A 20,496-nucleotide genomic window follows, 5' to 3' on the forward strand; every position below is an offset into this window, starting at 1 on the left:
TATGTATTAAATCCATTAGCCTTGTAAGACTTTTCGAAAAGTGAACGTTGCCCACGAAATGCGGAGCTTTCTGAATTGGCCAAAAAAGGTCGGTATGATTTCTGACGTTTTCAACATATTCTTTGTATATCATCCGAAGTTTGCTGCATCAGTAACGTGGCGGTGAGCAAAAAGTGAACAAAGGACTCAGGCAAACCCTGTATTCTGGCGAAGCAGGCCGGAGGATGATATTGGTTTGACATTGACGGTTTTGTTTTTAACGAAGAAAAATGATTAAAAATGAACAAGACTGAACCCGAACAGTGCGTCATGGTCTCACCATCATAGTGTGTATCTAAACAGAGTAAACGGCTTCTTCGTCCCGGATAATTTATAATATATACTGTGGCCTGAGTGATGGCGTAATGTTAATGTGCATAAGATGCGTCTGGCAGATTAATTGCATCGGCAATGCTATTTATGGTTAGACCCTTAGGATGTTAAGGCTTGAGTCGGGACAATTTAAATGAGTAAAATCACAAAACAATTCGCTGCAAAATTATTTCTTTCCATGTGGAAAGTAACCGGCTATCGCGTAAGAAAAATTGCCCGTTTTTCTGAAAATGATAATCTTAAAAGCATTGCTATTATTTCAAATACGGCCTTGGGTGATTTTTTATTTAACACGCCTTCTATTCGTGCAATAAAAGAACGCTGGCCGAATGCCAAAATTACGCTGGTCATCTTAAAGAGAAATCATCCCCTGGTAGAAGGGAGTAATATTTTTGATGAGGTTTTATATTGGGGAGGAAAAGTTTCAGGTATGCTCTCTTTGATAAAATCATTAAGAAAAAATCAGGTTGAGGCAACGTTCATCCTTCATTCGCGAACGCCTTATGATATCCTTACCGCTTCGTTAGCAGGTTCTCGTTATATTTTTAAAGATGTTTATTATACTGATTATCAGGGCAGAAAAGACTTTATTCTGAAAACATGCTTGTCTTCGTTTTACGATAACAGAAAAAAAGGGAATATCCACTTTATTCGCCAAAAAACTGAAATGCTTGAATCAGTAGGCATTATGGTAAAGTCTGAATCAATGTTTATTCCCGCACCCTATAAACCTCAGCGCTATGATAAGACAGTTATTGGCATACATGCTGGGGCATCCAGTACAGAAAGATGCTGGCCTGAATCTGCTTTCTCACTGTTAATCAGTAAATTAATTAATGAGTATAGCGATTTGGTTATTGAACTCATCGGTGCTCCTAGAGAAAAAGCCCTAAATCAACGCATCATTGAGGGAATGGAATCGCAAAGTGACAGGGTGATCAACGTTGCAGGAAGTACAAATTTGATACAACTGGCTGAGAAAATAAGTGGTTTCACGACGTTAATTGTTGGAGATACAGGCCCTTTACATCTTGCTATCGCGGTAAAGACACCGACAGTTGCCTTGTTTCCTAACCAGAGCACGATAGACGGTGGCGCGCCCCTTCAAGACAAAGGTATCCATCAGGTTTTACATCCAGATGATGAAAAAAATGGATTGCGTGGAATCAACTGGACTCATGTATATGATGCGGTAGCGCGAAATCTGTCTTGAAAATATCTCAGGAGGAAGGGGTAAGCCGTCCTCCTTTTATCGATTTTTTACTTAATGGAGCTAATGTAAGCTCGTCATGAAAATAAAAAATAAATTCAATGGATTTTTATAAATAATCTTTCTATGGCTTCTCATTTTTGTTTGGCTTGAAATAATGGGTTTATAATGCTGATATAATATCGCCTAAGAAAAAATAGTGTTTTGAATTTTTTTTTGGCTGCTAACTCTGCGTGTTTTATAATTTATCTGTTTCTGTTTCTGTTTCTGTTTCTGTTTCTGTTTCTGTTTCTGTTTCTGTTTCTGTTTCTGTTTCTGTTTCTGTTTCTGTTTCTGTTTCTGTTTCTGTTTCTGTTTCTGTTTCTGTTTCTGTTTCTGTTTCTGTTTCTGTTTCTGTTTCTGTTTCTGTTATCTGATATGTCATGTTGCATCTTCTCACAATGCCGAAAGCAGAAAGCGTTAATTTTCTACTGTCTGAACAGAAGATCATTGATGAGGCATCAATGTTCAACGCCTTATTGAAGATTTACTACACTCCAGCGCGAGGGCATTTTATCCACTGTTCCGAATATGCTCCATTCAGCTAGTGAACGACGGTATCGAGAAGCGTACCGTGATACTTCTCAGCATTACCATTCTGATTAATGACTTCATAGGACACGATGGAGCCAGGATTAAGCGATGTGGAAGGGGAAAGCAGAACATAAGAATGCGGTTGCACCATAATATCCCTCAGCACAGCATTATCCACTTTCGCATTCAGGCTCATATACCAGGGCGTTGGATTTGTTATTTTTAGCTCTTGTCCCTTTAGGATAAAGTTCAGCTTCTTTGCATCCTCTGGCTGAGGCGCTCTTAACCCTGTTGGCCGTACGAACACTTTCAAACGCAGGCGCAGTGGCAATATCAGCTTCCGTGGGTTCTGACCATCGGATTTTTTGATCGCCGGTATCTGATAAAGGTTTAGCCAGTATAAGGTTTCTTTATCCGGGGCGAGCGCAGAACGTGTGGTCAGCATCAGTTTCACCGAACGGACTTCGCCGGGCTGCATGTTAAATATCGGCGGCATAGCCATCACAGGTGTTTTACTTTTATCGGGCGACAGATGGATATCACCTTCATCCGTCCAGATTTGCACAATGGCAGGGCTTTCTGCCTTGTTTATCAGGTTGACGGATTGTGCAGTGTCCCCAGCGTTAAAAACAATCCGTGTTTTATCGATATTCACGGCGGCCTGATTGACGCCCGGTAGCATAAACATCGACAGCAGCATGAATCTACTGAAAACTAACAACGACCTGTAACTGAGCATTGACGGTTCCTGCAGTAGTGATCTGTCCGGGAATGGCTTCAAGCGAGGCGGTGAAGTCTCCTTGATAGGTTTCACCATGACTTGAGGAAACCAGTGAGGTTAAGTCTTTATAGGCATACCATCCACGACTGTTTCCTGAGCCGGTGCTGGTAAAATCCGGTAATAAATTCATGGCTGTTCCATTGCTGTTGTAGATTTTAATTCCCACTCCTGACGCAACGTCGCTATTGCCATACCGGGTGTCCAGTAGCCAGGTTAAGCCGCCGCCGCTGGTCGTCAGGCCAAGGCTGTTCGCCTTTGCCACGGCATTGGGTTGATTGACCAGAAAGCCCATGGCGACATTCGCTGCGCTGCTGGTTGACGCGTTGATGCTGGAAATCGCGCCCGATTCGCACTGAAGCGCGACAGAAAAGGGCGCCTGGCTGCTACCGCCTGCGGCCAGCGTGGCGGTGCTGACGGTAGGAAGCAATACGACGGAAGGGTAATCTTTCACTTCACAGATTGCACCGCGGACATAGGTGACGTTTTTATATGTGCTCCAGCCGCCAGGCCAGTTGTTGTAAAATCCATTCCAGACAGTGCTACTGTCTTTGCCTTCATCAAGGTTATTTGTATCTAACCCTGGCCCTTTAAAAGCGATATATCCCCGTGGTTGTGCATGGCCATCGACGTAACGATTAGCGCTGTTTCCGTAATAGCTGGTAGAGTCAATTTTAAACATCTCATAAAGCACATTACTGAAAGCGCTGGCGGGGATATAAATATACTGTCCATCGGAATACCAGTCATCAGCGGTAAGTTTACGGCTCTTCCAGTAACGGCTGTAATATTCTCCTGTGGCAAGATTAGTCAAGCGAACGGCAACATTTTTCACATAGTCATAATAAGCACCGTCGACTTCGCTGGTGCTGTTTTTCCCGGCAAAAGGTGAATCACCGTTAGTGGCGTACATTTCATACAGCTTATCGGCATCGGCCTGCGCGCACCGATAAAGAATCTGATTCGGCGTGTAGGCTTTGTTAGTGGATGCTGTCAGAAAATTACCCACTGAACTCGCCAGAAGCGTACCTGAGGGTTGAAATGTATTACCCGAGTTGATGCTGATGATCGACGGCAGGCCCACATTGCCTGAGCAGGTATCGCAGGCACCTGACCACGAACTTGCCGTGTAACCTGCCTCCTTCGCCTCCGTTGAAAGTGAAGATGCGCTCGTTACCTTGCTGCAGTTTGCCAGGAGCGGCAGCGGCGTTGCGCACAGCATTGCGATGAAGAAAAAAGATCGATGTAAAGACACTGCATCACTCCTTGCTACACAGGCTGTCGAGGTGGATGATTTGGCTGTCAAACTGGCCGGTAATCTGATAATTAACCCGGCAGCGCTGCGGCCCGTTGTTATTCCAGCTTACGCGCAGCACCCCCGAGTCATGAGGCACGCGCGCATATAGCTGCCCCCCCTGGCCAACCACGCCGATTACCGTATTCTCTGCGTCACGGACCTCAGCGCCCATGGGCGGCATCTCACCGTTGGCTGTCTTCAGATTGATGAGGACCGCTTTGCCTTTGAGCGTGGCGAAATGCACCTGCACCACCGCACCGGCATAAGGCACCACGCGTTGACTTCCACCGCTCAGTTCCGCATCAGCCTGCATGTTAAGCGTGTCCAGACTGACGGTGTTTTCACGATAGGAGGTCAGAGAAGGTAAGATGGCATAGCCGAACGCATCCACAACAGCACCCTGACCATTACGCACTGTCGCGCCTTGCGCGCCCTCGGCTTTTATTAACGCAAACGTATCACTGGTATAGGGGCCCACCGTCACCCCACCGCGATGCACAACCAGGGTGCCTGACGAGCCTAATCCGACCTGGCGATAACTCTCGGCCTGCCCATAACTGGCGCGTACCGCACCCAGTCGGGTATTTTGTTGCAGATTGCCACCGAAACTCAGGGCACGATTGCGCTGCCCATCCCGGTTCTGATCGAGGCCAGAGTAGAGTGAATAAGATAAGTCACGGTTATCGCCTGCCGTTCCCGACAGCGACAGGGATGTGTTGCGATTTTGACTGGACTGGTTAACGTTATAAGCGACTGACGAGAGGCTTTTACCCCAGTCAAGCGGAATGGATACGTTGAGTGAAAAGGTATTTTCGGTGTATTTTTGCTGGCGGCTGTCATCCTGCTGTAGGGAAAAACCTGAATCATAGCGGTTGTTATACCAGACCGTACGCTGACGACCTATGTTGATACCGTAGCTGATAGTTTTCCAGGTGTTGCTATAGCCAAGTTGCAATTGCGTGATGCGCGACTGGTTATTGTAATAATCAGCAGTACTGGCACTCAAACTGATCAAACCGAATCTGTCCATGGACTGACTCAGTGTGGCAGTCAAACGGTTACGCTGATTTAATGAATCAGAATAATACTGAATGCCTGCGTCTTGCTGACGTCTCACGCCCAGAACATCCTGCAAATCACGGAACCCACTCGTTGAATACCGGTAGGCAGCCAGAACCAGGTTGGTGCCTGTGTCAAACGTCTTGCTGTAGTTGATCTCCGCGCGCCAGCCTGACGCTGTTTTGTTCTGTTCAACCCGCGCATGTGAAAAGGTGCTGTTCATTCCCAGTGCGCCGATCTCTGTTGCCAGCACGCCACCTAACAGCCACGCCTGATAATCGTTTGCCTGCCTGGTACCCGCCGTCGCCGTCAGGCGATTACTGATGCCCCGTTGCAGAATGCCCTCAAAAAAGGTGTTATTGACACGGTAATATTGGCGAACCCGTCCCAGCGCCAGCGAGTACTGCCAGTTGCCCGGGCGCACAGAGTCTGGAACGGAAGCATAAGGAACGGTAAAGGTCGAACGCTTACCGTTAGCTTCAATAACCTCAACAGCGAGGTCACCCTGATTGCGCGTGTTGTACAAGTCATCAATGACAAAAGGGCCTGGTGGCACTGTGGTTTCATAGATCACTTTATCCAGTTGTTTAATGACAACCCGCGCGCTGGAGGTTGCCACGCCCCTGACTTCAGGGGCATAACCCCGCCTGCCTTGTGGCCACATCCTTGGGTCGGTAGACAATTTAATCCCGTTAAAAGCCAGGCTGCCAAACAGGGAACTGTCGGTGGCATTGTCACCTAAAGACAGTATGCTGTTAAGCTGTTCCAGCGGGCGTTGTACCCAGCTTTTCACGGTGTTGTAACGGTATCGACTGCCGCCTGCACTGTCATTGAGATAGCGCGCATTACCCTGATGACGCAACTGCCACTTCATCAGATTGGTACCCGCGGTGATCCCACTCCATAAATATTGATAGCGATAATCAGACGTACGGTTTTCGGTCCAGGTGTAATTGGTGTTGTGCCGTAAAAATACTGCACTAATACCTTCTTCCCATTCAGATGTAGGGATGTAACCTCTCGGCTTCTTATCGAGGCTTGAGTTTGGGATCGTGAGCTGTAATTGCAGTGATGCCGGATCAAATTGCCAATGACCGTCTGATGACCAGTAACCCAGTGGATGACACTGCTCTTCAGGTTCAGGCGTGGGTGGCACTTTTAGCTGCAGCAAGGCAACAACCTTTGACGGAAGACAAGGTTCCGCATCCTGTTGGAGGTCAGACTGGATAAACGCGATTTTGACACCGGATGTAACCCGTTTATTATTGAGATAAATATCGACCAGATAATTGCCAGCAGGCGTGGCGTTCTGATTAAATTGTTCAATGTTCTGTCCAAATGCCGAGCCTTTAAACAGGCTTGAGTCAAAATAATAATCTTCGCAGTAAGCATGCTGAGAAAAGGAAATCGAAATGGTGAATGCAATTAATTTTGAGTTAATTAATTTCAACCTTATAGTTTTCACTTATTCTGGCTCCCTGATCGTTAACTGCAGCAACGGAGACAATGTTTACGCCCTGTAAACGTTTTTTATCCGTACTGAACCAAAAGGTTTTTTTGCTAAAAGGCGGAATCATATCAGCATCGGAATGCAGGTCTTGATTTGCCACCTTAAATGAAATGTCGAGTAATGAAGCATGCCAGGGTTGAGGGTTATTGATTTCAATGCCCAGCCCTTTATGATTATCGTGAACGATTTTAAGCGAGATATTCTTTAATATATTATTCGGGTTTCCCACTGAAACAGGACGGTAAAAGATTTTAAGGCGGTTTCGTAACATGACCATCATGGCATTTTGATTATTTTCATTTTTCAGATTCGCAGGGGGGATCTGCAATGTGTTAAACCAAAAGACAGACTCCCGATCCTGAGGGAGAGGCAGGCTACCGTTGAATATAATTCGTGCAATTTGGCCAGTCTTGGGCTGTATACGAAAAACGGGTGGTGTCACAATAAAGGGCGTTTGACTGCTTTGCTCAGGTTGAGAATTGGCATCGCCGTTATCAAACCAGGCCTGAATAACATAGGGGATATCACCGTTGTTTTTTAACTGCACATCAACGGTTTTGGCACTGGCAGGGTAAATGAGACGGCTACCAAGAATAGTCACGTTCGCTCTGGCGTTATTTACTGCAAGTAAGAACAGGAAAGTAATGAAAAATAATTTTAGCGCAAACACCAGCCAGCGGTTTTCCATATTTGATTCCTCAAAAAAAACGTGCGCCCCATAATAACCGTGGCGCACCCGAACAGAACTAACGGTAAGTTATGGCATACTGAATGGAGGCAGCGACCGTACCGGATGTTGCCACCCCGGTTGAAAAGTATTGCGCGCCATAGGTCGCTGACTTTTCAGTCTCATTCGCGGATAAACTTAAGTCGCCGCTACCGGTAAAGCCCCCCGTCAGGTTGATTACCGTACCCGCCGTATCCAGCATCTGAATCTCAACATTTTCAGCCGACCCGGTGTTCGTCAGGTTACCTGCTGCGCTCACGTTATTGCCCACGAATACCGTTGAGATTTGGGTGGTGGTCGCTGAACCGCTGCAGCCTGTCAGACCGACGGTAAAGTCAGTTTTACCTGCCGTCTTACCACTGGTATCTAAATCCGCTTTACTTACGGTAGGAAGCAGTACAACGGGTGAACTCTCATTGCCGTTAATGGCAACTGAACAGGTTTCATCAGAGACTTCGCCCTGAAAATTAATGGTATTAGCAGAATCTGCTTGTGCATATCCTGACAGCAGAAAGGCACTCACAATCAGAGACAAGCTAAATTTATTGGTGTGATAAGTCATTTTATCTTCCTTTATGATCAATTAACTGGAAAGTAACTGATTAAGATTGATTCCAGTTTTCCTTCTGACAGCGTCTTTAATGATGTAAACCTTCTTAACGCCAAGTTTCATTTCGCTGGAAATTTCACCCAGCGAATGGCCATAATTGGCAAGGTCCAAAAATTTAACTTCTTCCAGCGTCAAAGCGTTGACGCGTTTCCTTTCACCTCCCTTTAATCCGTAATAACAGGCATTAACCGCTTTTTTAATATCCTCAATTTTACCGTCCGCATAAATCACAGTATTTATCGTGGGCTCCTGTCTCCGCCAAAATGACGCCAGAGATTCCATTCGGCGATCGCTGATGATAATAATGGCAAGGCCGGTTCCTCGCAGATAATCCATCCAGTTTTTGCTGGTAAAATAACGGAGGTTATGAATCGAAAAGTCAACAAATATACATCCTCTGCAGAACAGGCTTTCGTATCGTCCGGCGACCAACGACAAAACGCCTTTTATCAAAAAATGATTATTGCCTGGCCATACGGCAATCTTTTGAATTGGGCATCGTAATATCTCTTCCTGAGTATTGCTCGTCAGTTGGCAACAATATTTACAACTTGAGCAGCGAACATCCTCTTTGGTTATCCTTCTCATCAGCCGATTTCTACCGCTTGTTAAGAAAGTTGACCTATCATAACAGTGGGTTTCCTTTTCCTTCAACGGGTTAAAAGAAAGAACGGCTTCTTTAACCAAGAAAATTCTGATGTCGGTTACGGACAATTGTGATGCTTCATTAAGCGGTAATCTTCCTGAGAATGTTAAAATTACGATGATTAAATGATTATCTTGTACAGTTTCCATTTAAGAATATTTACGGTCGCCCAGGATTATTCCCGTCCTCAAGGGAAAAGGATCAATAAAAAAACAGCACAAAATGATAAATTCTGCGGCATTTATCAAAAAGTTAAGGTTTATCGTTGTGCAAAATTAAACGCTCTGTTCGGTATGTTCATTAAATTATTACAATTCTTTGTTAAATTGAGTCTGCTGTTTTTTACCTTGCGTAGAGTTTTCGGTGCCTTATTGTGCAACATGTAGAGTACCTAAAGTTGATTTTTTATATTTATCCTAAAGTGTACCTTCACAGTTAAATGATAGTTGTTTAAGTGTTTTGACAATTTTATTTGTTTGTCTTCCAGCGACGTTTTCACAGGGAATCATCACGGTGATGTTAAATAGTATAAATATAGCGGCCTGGCTTTTTTATGTCGGCGATTACGCACTCAGAGAAAGGGTGGCTGAACAGGATTTAACGCCCGCCGGGCGCCTGAATATGTGCAGACAAGCGGGCAAAAGAGGTGTCTCATGCTTTAAAAAAGACCGATGCCGATTTGCGCAGGAAAGGTTTAGTGACGCTGAGGTTTACTAAGGTCAGCAACGTTTTTGATAATTTTTAACTATCACAGTCAACACCCAAAATGTCTGGCTAATGCAGCTTTGCATAGCAATACTCGTCACTATGACCACATATCGCATTAAAGTGGGTTATCACAACCCCTCCGCACTTACGTTCATGCAGCTGGACGAGCAGCTTGCTGACCATGCTTTCTACAGCGCGCGCGCCGATGCTGACAGCGGCGGCTTTCGCTATTTTCAGGAGTACGAGTATCAGTCAGATTCTGCCGATTATTGCTCCGTATGCTCCATGGCCTATCATCACGCCTGCCAGGTCAGAAAATGTCCGCTGGTGCTGGTAGAGATAAAAGAAGAGAACGCCAGATGACCACGCTGTTGCACTCGTGCACCTGGTCTGGCCGGGACAACAACGCTTATCCCTGTCGTTCCTCGGTACTTAAATCATCCGCAGTGGCATACACTTACCACGCATATTATGAGGGGTAAGCTATGCCATCCACTGAACACGTTATCTCTGACTGCTGTATCGTCGGCGGCGGCCCGGCCGGTTTGATGCTAGGCTATCTACTGGCCCGCGCCGGTTTACAGGTTGTCGTGCTGGAAAAACATGCCGATTTTCTCCGCGATTTTCGTGGTGACACGATCCATCCTTCTACGCTGGAGGTCATGCATCAGCTGGGCCTGCTGGACGATCTGCTGAAACTTCCTCATCAGCGTGCGGAAAAGCTGCAGGCGGAAATGGGGGGCGAGGAGGTCACGATGGCCGATTTCTCGCGCCTGCCGCTGCAGTGCCGTTTTATCGCCTTCATGCCGCAGTGGGATTTCCTGAATTTTCTGGCGGAACAGAGCGCGCAGTTTCCCGGCTTCACCCTGCTAAAATCCACCTCGTTAAGCCAGTTGATCATCGAAGAGGGTGAAGTTCGGGGTGTTCTGGCCTTACAGTCGGGTCAGCCCGTTGAGATACGTTCCCGCCTGGTGGTGGGGGCTGACGGGCGTAACTCTGCCGTTCGCGCACAGGCCGGACTGGTGAGCCAGCATTTTGGCTCACCACGCGACGTTTTGTGGTTTCGCCTGAACAAACAGCCAGAGGATCCGCAGTCAGGGATGGGCCACACTGGCCCGCGAAATAACGTTATCGTGATCGACAGGGGCGATTACTGGCAGTGTGGGCTGACGATTGAAAAAGGGCAGTTTGAGGCGATCCAGGCCCGTGGGCTTGACGCGATGAAACACAACATTGCCACCGTCTCCCCTTTTAGCGTCGAACGGCTGGCGGAAATTGACAGCTGGGAGAGTTTCAAACTGCTGTCAATCCGTATCGACAGGTTGAATCAGTGGGCAAAACCGGGCGTGCTCTGCATCGGTGATGCGGCTCATGCGATGTCACCCATTGGCGGAGTGGGGGTTAATCTTGCCATCCAGGATGCGGTGGCCACGGCGAATCTGCTTACCCGGCCTTTGTTAAAGAGGAAGGTCACGTTCAGGGATCTGAAAAAAGTACAGCAGCGCCGTCAGTTTCCCACCGTTGCGACGCAGTTCCTGCAAATAAAAATGAGCAGTAAAAAGAAACCGGGTGGGGAAGGCAAAAGCAAAATGCCCGGCATCATCCGTAAATATCCCTTTTTACGCTTTATTTTTGGCCGACTCATCGGCATGGGATTTCGTATGGAAAAGCCACGCGCAGTTCGTTGAGCAACGCCCGTTCGCCTGATGGAAGACAACCGTCAGGCAAACGGACGCAGGAAAGGGGGTTGTTTCATCACGCCGAATACGACAGGACGTGAAATGCCTTACCCACTTGCCATAGCTATTGGTAATGACAGACAGTAAAGTCATTTCTTTTATCTTGTGAGTATCCTGATGAATCGCAGCGAAGAAATTCTTGATGCAGCCGAATACTGCATGCGACAAAAAGGGTTTTATCAAACCTCCATTCAGAGTATCGCCAGTCAGGCAAATGTCAGCATCGGGCTGATTTATAAATATTATAAAAATAAGGAAGCGATCGTTGAAGCACTGGTCACGAAAGTGGTGCAGCGTATGATCGTGTTACTGAAAGCCGACTTCGAGAAAATGGCGAACGCGGGGAGAGTGACGCATCTGCCGGGAGATTTGGCGTCACCAGAAGTCGAACAAAGCATTGTGTTGCTCATCGAGATATCATCCGAATCCACGCGTAATGCGCGTATTCGTCAGATTCTTCACGATGCCTGGCAGGTTTTAAAAGAGAATTTTATTACTGAGCAACAGGCGCTCAATCCTGCACTGGAGGAGAACATCATCCATGCACGATTGCATGTGGTTTCCCTGGTAATAGACGGCATGATCATTCGCCGTTTTATGAAACGCCGCGAGACAGAAGACAGCTTTATGCCGTTCTTTGAGGCGGTTAGCCATGACATCCACCAACCGGATGCTGAGTAACGCATCAAAACAGGTGACGGTCGAGTACAGCATTGATCCGGCTCAGTTCCTGCTGATCCACATTTTTATCTCCATATGCACGACAGGCGACGCCATCCACCAGCATCAGCAAAAACTGGATACGGTTGCTGCGCTGGAGTGGACTTTCTGTCGGCATTTTCTGCCTGAATAGCCTGTCCAGATCTGCGACCAATAAGGCTTCCTCGCGGGCCAGCATTGAGCGCACTGATTCATGACGTGAGGCTTCGGAATACATTTCCAGTAATAAACACCGGTCCTCAGGAGACCAGTTCTGCCAAAAGGGCGAATCGGTATCAATAATATTGGCGGTGTGCGTTTCGTGCGTCAAACTATGCAGCAAAAACGTCCGCCAGTTTTCTGCGATACTTTTTATGGTTTCACTGACAATCACTTCTTTACTGTTAAAGTAGCGATAAAGCTGACCTGCACCTAAACCGGATTCACGACTGATATCGGCCATACTTGCACCGTGAAAACCGGAACGGCTGAAGCAGTTCTTCGCGGCTGAAATGATCAGTTGCTGCCGCTGCTTAAAAAACGTTTCATTATCAGGCTTGCTCAAAAAACTCTCCTGAATACAGGCCGATATGCGGCCCTTTTTATTGACTTATTCTGGCATGGTACGCGAGGCTCCGGGGCGAGGGAATCGCCGTCACACATTCTGACACAGAATGGCCTGATGTCCGTGTATCGGGATTTGCCCTGTTCCACTATTGAGGGCAGCGCGCGATGTTATTGCGCGCAGTTTGTCGGGTGCGCATCCCTGCGCATTTGGGCGTTCAACGCACATCTACCGTTTGTTCAGACGCCTGTCGCGCCGAGCCGCCTCCCATCACCTTGTAGAATGTATTTAGGTTTTGGTAGTACGCCTGTTCCACGCTGACCAGACGGGTTCTGGCGGAGTAGAGCGTTCGCTGGGCGGTTAACGCATTCAGCCAGGTATCCACGCCGCTTTGATAACGCAGATCGGCCAGATGCGCGTAAATCTGTGAGGCTGCCACATTGTTACGCTGGCTGGTCAACTGATCGTTGATGGTGCCGCGCCGCGCCAGGGCATCCGCGACTTCGCGGAAAGCGGTCTGCACCGACTTTTCGTACGCCGCCACGTAGTACTCCTTCTGCGCTTTGGTGTAATTCAGGTAGGCCACGTTGTAGCCGCCCTTGAAGACAGGCAGCGAGATACTGGGGGAAAACGACCAAATTCCCATGCCGTTTTTGAACAGCGAGGCGAGATCGGCACTGCCAATGCCACCGCTGGCGGTCAGTGAAATGCTGGGGAAGAAATTGGCCCGCGCTGCCCCGATGTTGGCATTCGCCGCCTTCAGGTTGTGCTCAGCCTGCAAGACATCAGGACGATTATTGAGGACATCCGACGATATCCCTGCGGGCACATCGCGCAACGCATGGCCAATCGATTCAAGATTTTGCGGCAACAACGTATCGGGTACAGGTTTTCCAACAACCAGATCCAGCGCATTCTTATCCTGCGCCACGCTGGTAGTATAGCTGGCCACATCCGCCTGCGCAGACTGATAGGTGGTTTCCGCAGACGCCACATCAACCATCGAATCCACACCGTTTTGCATGCGCTTGCGCGTCACGTCCAGTGACTGCCGCGCACTCTCAGCTGTCTCTTTCGCAATGGCCAGATTGCTGCGATCCGCCGCCAACTGAAGCCAGTAATCAATGGTGTTATACAGCACCGTCAGGCGCGTACTCCGCGCGCCCTCCAGGGTACCAAGGTAGGTTTCATACTGCTGGCGCGACAGGCTTTGATTCTTACCAAATAAATCCAGTTCAAATGCGCTGACACTGCCTTCGGCAGAGTAAGAATTGCCCAGCGCCGTTTGATTGCCTTCGCCCGTCAGGGCACGTGAGCGCGTCCCGCTGACACCGGCGCTCAATGACGGGAAGAGATCGGCACGTTGCTCAGCGTATTGCGCATGCGCGGATTTTACACTCGCCACCGCTTCACGTAAGTCGCGGCTACTGTCCAACGCCATGCCGACAACCTGATTGAGTTGGCTGTCCAGCACATAATCCTGCCAACGGATAGCGCGATAATTGACGGCAGTCCCTTGCAGGTTAGGGTAGGCTTCCCCGGTCGGGTTTGTCGCCTTCACGGCATCCACAGGACGATCATAATGCGGATCCAGCGACACGCAGCCCGCAAGGAAGCAGGGTAAAAACACGGTGAAAAGTTTTGCAGTCATGGTCATTATTCCTTCACCTTCGCTGCTGAGTCGGTTGGCCGGGCCGTGTCATGCGGCTGTGCCGGAAAGACCCGGCGGACCAGCACAAAAAACAGCGGTACAAAGAAAATAGCCAGCAGGGTGGCGGTTAAGGTGCCGCCAATAATACCGGTACCGATGGCGATACGGCTGTTGGCCCCCGCGCCCGTGGAGATCGCCAGCGGCAGTACGCCTGCGGTAAAGGCCAGTGAGGTCATGATGATGGGACGCAAGCGCATCGTCGCCGCATGAACCGCCGCGTTTATCAGGCTCTCGCCCTTGCGGTAGTGCTCTTCAGCGAACTCCACAATCAGAATGGCATTCTTCGAGGAAAGTCCGATGATCGTGAGCAGCGCAACCTGAAAGTAAACGTCATTTTCCAGGCCACGCAGCGTAATCGCCAGTAGTGAGCCGATGACGCCCAATGGCACCACCAACATCACCGAAAGCGGCACTGCCCAGCTCTCATACAGGGCGGCCAGGCACAGGAACACCACAATCAGTGAAATGCCATACAGCGACAGCGCCTGATTACCGGAAAGTTTTTCCTGATAAGAGAGCCCACTCCAGGCGAAGGTGGTGCCCGCAGGCAAGGTCGCCGCAAGTTTTTCCATTGCGGTGATGGCATCCCCGGAGCTTTTCCCTTCGGCGGCCGATCCCTGAATTTCATAGGATGCCAGGCCGTTGTAACGTGAAAGCACATCCGGACCATAGGACCATTTCGACGAGGCAAAGGACGAGAAGGGCACCATGGTGGTGTTATTGCTGCTGTCTGTTCCGCGGACATACCATTGATCAATATCCTCTGGCTTGCTGCGGAACGATTGATCGCCCTGCATATAGACTTTCTTCACGCGGCCGCGGTCGGAGAAGTCATTGACATAACTGCCGCCAATGGCTGCGCTGAGCGTATTATTGATGTCGCTGATGGTCAGGCCCAGTGACTGTGCTTTCGCATCATCGATACTGACATCCAGCTGCGGCAGGTCCGGCAGCGAGTTGGCACGTACAGCGCTGAGTTCCGTATCCTGATTCGCTTTTGCAATCAGCTGATCGCGCATTTTCAGCAGTTGATCGCGTGCGGTAGCACCACGCGCTTGCAGCTCAAACGTGAAGCCGTTGGATTGACCCAGCCCGGAGACGGCGGGCGGCGACAGCACAAAGATCTGGGCATCACGAATCCGCGACAGCGCCGCCATGGCGCGGCCTGCAATCGCATCAGCACTGTTCTCACTGCCTTTACGGTCACGCCAGTTTTTAAGCGAGATAAAGCCGACCCCCGCATTCTGTCCGTTACCGGCAAAACTGAAGCCGTCTACCAGCATGCTAACGTTAACGTTATCTTTCTCCTGGGTGGCGAAATACTGCTGGACCTGACGACGGACTTCACGGGTGCGATTTTCCGTCGCGCCCGGTGCCAACTGATACTGCACCATGATGTAACCCTGATCTTCGGTCGGCAGAAAGCCGGTTGGCAGGCGCATATAGAGTACGGCACAGCAGATCAACAGCACGCCGTACAGCAGCAGATAGCGCACGGAACGGTGCATGACCTTCCCGACGCCACGTTGATAGCGTGCCTGCACGTTTTCATAGCGCTGGTTAAACCAGCCAAAGAAACCGTTGCGACCGCTGTCGTGATTGTGCGGTTTAAGCAAGGTGGCACAGAGGGCGGGCGTCAGCGTCAGCGCCACAATCACCGACAGCACCATGGAAGAGACGATGGTGATAGAGAACTGACGGTAAATCACGCCTGTTGAACCGCTAAAGAAGGTCATCGGCAGGAACACGGCAGAGAGCACCAGCGCGATGCCAACCAACGCACCAGTAATCTCCCTCATCGATTTCTCGGTTGCTTCTCGCGGGGGTAATCCCTCTTCGCGCATCACGCGTTCGACGTTTTCAACCACGACGATGGCATCATCGACGAGCAAGCCAATGGCGAGCACCATGCCGAACATGGTAAGCGTGTTAATCGAATAACCAAAGAAAGACAGCACACCAAAGGTGCCCAGGAGAACGACCGGAACTGCAATCGTGGGAATCAGCGTGGTGCGGATGTTTTGCAGGAACACAAACATCACAATCACCACTAAAATGACCGCTTCGACCAGCGTTTTCACCACTTCTTCAATCGAGATTTTAACGAAGTCAGTGCTGTCGAGCGGATAGGCTATTTCATAGCCCGCCGGCATGCTGCTCCGGAATTCGTCAATGGTGGATTTCACCTTTTCGGCGGTGGAGAGTGCATTAGCGCCAGATGCCAGTTGGATAGCCATACCGGATGCCGGATGGCCGTTCGCCATGACATTGGCACTGTAGTCTTCATCGCCCATTTCTACGCGTGCGACATCGCTCAGACGGACCACAGAACCATCGGCCTGGCTTTTCAGCACAATGTTGCGGAACTGCTCAGGGGTTTGCAGGCGTGAACGCGAACGTACCGTCGCCACCAGTTGTTGTGTGTTGCTGGACGGTTGCGCGCCCAACTGCCCGGAAGACACCTGGGTATTTTGACTCTCAAGAGCGGTGGTGACATCAGAAGGCATCAGCGAATACGACGCCAGCTTGCTGGGATCGAGCCAGATACGCATCGCGTACTCGGCGCCAAAAACCTGTACGTTACCGACGCCTGTCACGCGCGCCAGCGTGTCTTCCATGTTGCTGACCATATAGTCGGCGACATCGGAAGAACTGCTTTTATTGCTTTTATCGTACACCGCCAAAATCAGCAGAAAGTCGCTCTGGGCTTTCTGCACGGTCACGCCCTGTGAGGTCACGGCGCTCGGCAAGCGGCTCTCGGCCTGCTGTACCTTATTCTGCACCTGGACCTGAGCAATATCGGGATCGGTGCCCTGTTTAAACGTGACATTGATTTTCACCTGACCGGTGGATGCGGTACTGGTCGAACTGAAATAGAGCAGTCCATCCAGTCCGGTGAGCTGTTGCTCAATAACCTGGGTCACGCTGCTTTCCAGCGTTTCCGCCGATGCGCCCGTATAGGTGGCCTGAACACTGATTTGTGGCGGTGCCACATCGGGATACTGCGCCACGGGCAGGCTGCGAATACTCAGGATACCGAACAGCATGATGCAAAGGGCGATCACCCAGGCAAAGACCGGCCGACGGATAAAGAACTGCGCCAACATATCAGTGACCCTCGCTGGTCGGAGCGTTATCGCCCGAAGAGACGTCTACCGCTTTCACCTGCATGCCCGCCTGAACTTTTGCGGTGCCTTCAACAATCAGCTTGTCACCCTGGTTTAGGCCGGAAGTAATCAGCCAGTTATTGCCGATTACGCGGTCGGTCACTACGTCGCGACTTTCGACTTTGTTCTCTTTATCGACCACCAGCGCGGTAGCATTGCCTTTCGCATCACGGGTGATGCCTTGCTGAGGCGCCAAAATGGCATCGCTTTTCACGCCGTTGGTGACGCTGGCGCGCACGTACATGCCCGGCAACAGTTCATGTTGGGGATTGGGGAAAATCGCACGCAGCGTCACAGTGCCCGTCGCCTCATCCACCGAGACCTCGGTCAGTTCCAGCTTGCCGGGATGATCGTAGGTCGTACCATCTTCCAGTTTCACCGTCACGGGCACGCCATCTTTGTTCTGCTGCAGTGACGCCTCTTGGCGTCTCAGTTTGAGCAATTGCACGCTGGATTGCGTGAGATCGACATAGATAGGATCCAGTGCGCGAATCGTCGCCAGCGCAGTGGTCTGGCTGGCGGTCACCAGCGCGCCTGGCGTAACCGATGAAATCCCAATGCGACCGCTAATCGGCGCTTTGATTTGGGTGTAATTCAGGTTGATGCGCGCACTTTCGACGGCAGCACGGTACTGATCCACGGAAGCAACGTTCTGTTGATACGTTGCCTGCGCATCATCCGCATCCTGACGTGAAACGCCGTTATCTTTCACCAGTGCGGCATAGCGTTCGGCTTTCAGTTTGCTGCTCTTCACCAGGGCCTGCGCATTCTTAAGTTGTGCGACGGCCTGATCGTAGCTGGCCTGATAGCTGGCCGGATCGATCTGATACAGCACCTGTCCGGCTTTCACCTCATCGCCTTCGGTGAACAGACGTTTCTGAATGATCCCATCCACCTGCGGCCTGACATCAGACGTCATACTGCCGGTGACGCGCCCGGCAAGCTGGCTGTCCAGTGTCACCGATGCGCTTTGCAACGTTTTTACCCCGACTTCGGTGGTCATGTTGGCATCGGCGGGAGGACTGTTTTGATCGCAGCCCGCGATCATCACGACCAGCCCGACGATCATAGTGCGCTGAAAAGTTTTCATGAATTACCCTGTAATGAACGTTCATTCTCAGAGCGCAGTGTAATAAATGCACAAGAATCTGTATGTCAGCAAAGCGAAAAGAAGGATGTCCAGAAATGAGCAGCGCGGCTGCATTGTTCAGAGACGCGCCTGGAGAATGAGCCTGAAGGCGAGCGAATTCCGCCGACTTACAGCCTGGTGGCGTGTTTCTGCGCGGGCTCCATTTCATACCACGCTACATGAAATGCTTGAGATGCGTTATTTGTGGCAGCGGCCTGTCCGAATGGAAAATACTCAACGGGTGAGTTTTCTCGGCCAGGAACCGCATACGTTGTTAGAGGATGCCGTGCGGGCCGCATTGTGGTTGCCTGCGGCCCGGAGCCCGAAGCCCGAAGCCCGAAGCCCGAAGCCTGAAGCCCGAAGCCCGAAGCCCGAAGCCCGAAGCCCGAAGCCCGAAGCCCGAAGCCCAAAGCCCAAAGCCCAAAGCCCAAAGCCCAAAGCCCAAAGCCCGAAGCCCAAAGCCTACGGCCGGTGGCGTGTTTGTAAGCCCGAACCGCCTGCAAAGACGCGCTGCCTTTCCAGAGCATTAAGTGCTCAACGTCTCGCATCCGGCGGTCGGGTGAGACCAGACAGAAGACGCCACCGTTTCCCGTGGCGCGCATAAAACCGTTCTCACCGAGAATGGGAGGTAGCTCAAAATTCCACCCAAAGGTATTATAAAGGTTATGTTTGTGGTGTTAGATTGGCCTTACCAACACCGGGGAACACACCATAATGAAAACGAAAACGGCCAGCCTGTCATTGATGATGTTTGTGGAATGGTTTATCTGGGGCGCGTGGTTTGTCCCGCTCTGGGCCTTCCTTAGCAAAAATGGTTTCACGCCCGTCGAGATTGCGTGGTGCTATGCCTGTACCTCCATCGCCGCCATTCTGTCGCCCATTCTGGTGGGATCGCTGGCAGACCGCTTTTTTCAGGCCCAGAAAGTGCTGGGTGTGCTGATGATCGTGGGTGCCGGGCTGATGTACTTCGCGGCGCAGCAAACGCACTTCAGCGGTTTCTTTCCCCTGTTGCTGCTGTATGCGCTGACCTATATGCCTACGATTGCCCTCACCAACAGCATTGCGTTTTCGCATGTAGCAGACGTGGAGCGTGATTATCCGCGCATCCGCGTGCTGGGCACGCTCGGCTGGATCGCATCCGGTATCGTCTGCGGTTTTCTGCCGTCGTTACTGGGCTTTGGCGATATCTCCGCCAGCAATGTGCCGCTGCTGATTACCGCCGCCAGCTCGCTGCTGCTGGGTATATTCGCCTTTATGCTGCCCGCCACGGAGCCTAAAAGTACCGGCGCCTTTAGTGTGCGAACCGCGCTGGGCCTGGATGCCCTGCATCTGTTAAAAGATCGCAGCTTCCTGGTCTTTTTTGTCTGTTCCTTCCTGTTCAGTATGCCGCTGGCGTTCTATTACATTTTTGCCGAGGGCTTCCTGACCGAAGTGGGCCTGGCGCACGCCACGGGCTGGATGACGTTAGGGCAGATGTCCGAGATTCTGTTTTTACTGGCGCTGCCGTTCTTTATCAAACGTTTTGGTATCGGCAAGGTCTTGCTGCTCGGCCTGGTGACGGCCGCGCTGCGTTATCTGTTTTTTGTTTTTGGCAGCGATCAGAACCTGCTCACCTATGGCCTGTTATTTATGGGCATTCTGCTGCACGGCGTCAGCTATGACTTTTACTTTATTACTGCCTACATCTACGTCGATAAAAAATCCCCTGTGAGCATGCGCAATGCGGCGCAGGGATTAATTACCCTGGCCTGTCAGGGAATCGGCAGCCTGTTAGGTTATCGCCTGGGGGGCTATCTGATGCAGGAGATGTTTGCCTATGGTCAACCGCGCAACGGCCTGACGTTCAACTGGGCGGGAATGTGGCTGTTTGGCAGCGTGATGATCATATTGATTACCGTGGCGTTTATTCTGCTGTTCCGCGATACGAAAAAACGCAGCGATGAGCTTAACGTGGTTGAGCCTGCCGCCGCGACGGAAAGCCAAAAATAAGGAAGAG

Annotated in this window: 16 protein-coding genes; 5 read left to right on the forward strand and 11 right to left on the reverse strand. The window is 50.4% G+C overall.

Annotated elements, in window-relative coordinates; all coding sequences use genetic code 11:
* Positions 1-505 precede the first annotated feature (505 nt).
* On the forward strand, positions 506-1,585 hold the full coding sequence (locus tag NYE92_RS22995; RefSeq protein ID WP_259019481.1) for a glycosyltransferase family 9 protein: 1,080 nt from the start codon (positions 506-508) through the stop codon (positions 1,583-1,585).
* Between the two features lie 235 nt (positions 1,586-1,820).
* Here NYE92_RS22995 and NYE92_RS23000 read toward each other — a convergent pair whose 3' ends face one another.
* The 7 genes from NYE92_RS23000 to NYE92_RS23030 all read right to left on the reverse strand — a co-directional run bounded on the left by NYE92_RS23000 (position 1,821) and on the right by NYE92_RS23030 (position 8,931).
* Entirely contained in the window at positions 1,821-2,006 is a 186-nt protein-coding gene (locus tag NYE92_RS23000; RefSeq protein ID WP_259019482.1) for a hypothetical protein, read from the reverse strand.
* Positions 2,007-2,165: 159 nt separating this feature from the next.
* Positions 2,166-2,894, reverse strand: coding sequence for a fimbrial assembly chaperone (locus tag NYE92_RS23005; protein ID WP_014606112.1), 729 nt, complete (start codon positions 2,892-2,894; stop codon positions 2,166-2,168).
* Complete coding sequence (stbD, locus tag NYE92_RS23010) at positions 2,860-4,155, reverse strand: fimbrial usher protein StbD (RefSeq protein ID WP_029569870.1); 1,296 nt, start codon at positions 4,153-4,155, stop codon at positions 2,860-2,862. The genes NYE92_RS23005 and stbD overlap by 35 nt, the downstream gene beginning before the upstream one ends.
* 37 nt (positions 4,156-4,192) lie before the next feature.
* Positions 4,193-6,754 (reverse strand): fimbrial outer membrane usher protein, encoded by a 2,562-nt coding sequence (locus NYE92_RS23015; protein ID WP_409035023.1) that lies wholly within the window; start codon positions 6,752-6,754, stop codon positions 4,193-4,195.
* Positions 6,726-7,487 (reverse strand): fimbria/pilus periplasmic chaperone, encoded by a 762-nt coding sequence (locus NYE92_RS23020; RefSeq protein ID WP_014606109.1) that lies wholly within the window; start codon positions 7,485-7,487, stop codon positions 6,726-6,728. The genes NYE92_RS23015 and NYE92_RS23020 overlap by 29 nt, the downstream gene beginning before the upstream one ends.
* Positions 7,488-7,545: 58 nt before the next feature.
* Entirely contained in the window at positions 7,546-8,088 is a 543-nt protein-coding gene (locus NYE92_RS23025) for a fimbrial protein (RefSeq protein WP_014593456.1), read from the reverse strand.
* 21 nt (positions 8,089-8,109) lie between these two features.
* Positions 8,110-8,931: a hypothetical protein gene (locus NYE92_RS23030; protein ID WP_029569873.1), complete on the reverse strand. Its 822-nt coding sequence runs from the start codon at positions 8,929-8,931 to the stop codon at positions 8,110-8,112.
* 658 nt (positions 8,932-9,589) lie between these two features.
* Here NYE92_RS23030 and NYE92_RS23035 point away from each other — a divergent pair.
* From NYE92_RS23035 to NYE92_RS23045, 3 genes are all read left to right on the forward strand, one after another.
* Positions 9,590-9,853, forward strand: a complete 264-nt coding sequence (locus NYE92_RS23035) for a hypothetical protein (RefSeq protein ID WP_019105685.1) — start codon at positions 9,590-9,592, stop codon at positions 9,851-9,853.
* Positions 9,854-9,975: 122 nt separating this feature from the next.
* Positions 9,976-11,178 carry an FAD-dependent oxidoreductase gene (locus tag NYE92_RS23040; RefSeq protein ID WP_116197378.1) on the forward strand — a complete coding sequence of 401 codons (1,203 nt, stop codon included), beginning with the start codon at positions 9,976-9,978 and terminating at the stop codon, positions 11,176-11,178.
* 168 nt (positions 11,179-11,346) lie between these two features.
* Positions 11,347-11,910: a TetR/AcrR family transcriptional regulator gene (locus tag NYE92_RS23045; RefSeq protein WP_259019483.1), complete on the forward strand. Its 564-nt coding sequence runs from the start codon at positions 11,347-11,349 to the stop codon at positions 11,908-11,910.
* A gap of 4 nt (positions 11,911-11,914) precedes the next feature.
* On the opposite strand, the gene NYE92_RS23050 is transcribed toward NYE92_RS23045, so the two are convergent.
* The 4 genes from NYE92_RS23050 to NYE92_RS23065 form a co-directional block, all read right to left on the reverse strand.
* Positions 11,915-12,493: a TetR/AcrR family transcriptional regulator gene (locus tag NYE92_RS23050; protein WP_210453695.1), complete on the reverse strand. Its 579-nt coding sequence runs from the start codon at positions 12,491-12,493 to the stop codon at positions 11,915-11,917.
* A gap of 217 nt (positions 12,494-12,710) precedes the next feature.
* The gene (locus tag NYE92_RS23055) at positions 12,711-14,150 is read right to left on the reverse strand and encodes an efflux transporter outer membrane subunit (RefSeq protein ID WP_259019484.1); all 1,440 of its coding nucleotides are present in this window, start codon (positions 14,148-14,150) and stop codon (positions 12,711-12,713) included.
* The gene (locus NYE92_RS23060) at positions 14,150-17,311 is read right to left on the reverse strand and encodes an efflux RND transporter permease subunit (RefSeq protein WP_259019485.1); all 3,162 of its coding nucleotides are present in this window, start codon (positions 17,309-17,311) and stop codon (positions 14,150-14,152) included. Before NYE92_RS23060 ends, NYE92_RS23055 begins: the two co-directional genes overlap by 1 nt.
* A gap of 1 nt (position 17,312) precedes the next feature.
* Positions 17,313-18,461 carry an efflux RND transporter periplasmic adaptor subunit gene (locus NYE92_RS23065; protein ID WP_022623590.1) on the reverse strand — a complete coding sequence of 383 codons (1,149 nt, stop codon included), beginning with the start codon at positions 18,459-18,461 and terminating at the stop codon, positions 17,313-17,315.
* Between the two features lie 753 nt (positions 18,462-19,214).
* Between NYE92_RS23065 and NYE92_RS23070 the strand changes: the two genes are divergently transcribed.
* Positions 19,215-20,489 (forward strand): nucleoside permease, encoded by a 1,275-nt coding sequence (locus tag NYE92_RS23070; RefSeq protein WP_014593464.1) that lies wholly within the window; start codon positions 19,215-19,217, stop codon positions 20,487-20,489.
* The last annotated feature ends 7 nt before the right edge of the window (positions 20,490-20,496 follow it).

The sequence above is a fragment of the Pantoea sp. B566 genome, from assembly GCF_024793925.1.
Lineage (GTDB): Bacteria > Pseudomonadota > Gammaproteobacteria > Enterobacterales > Enterobacteriaceae > Pantoea > Pantoea ananatis.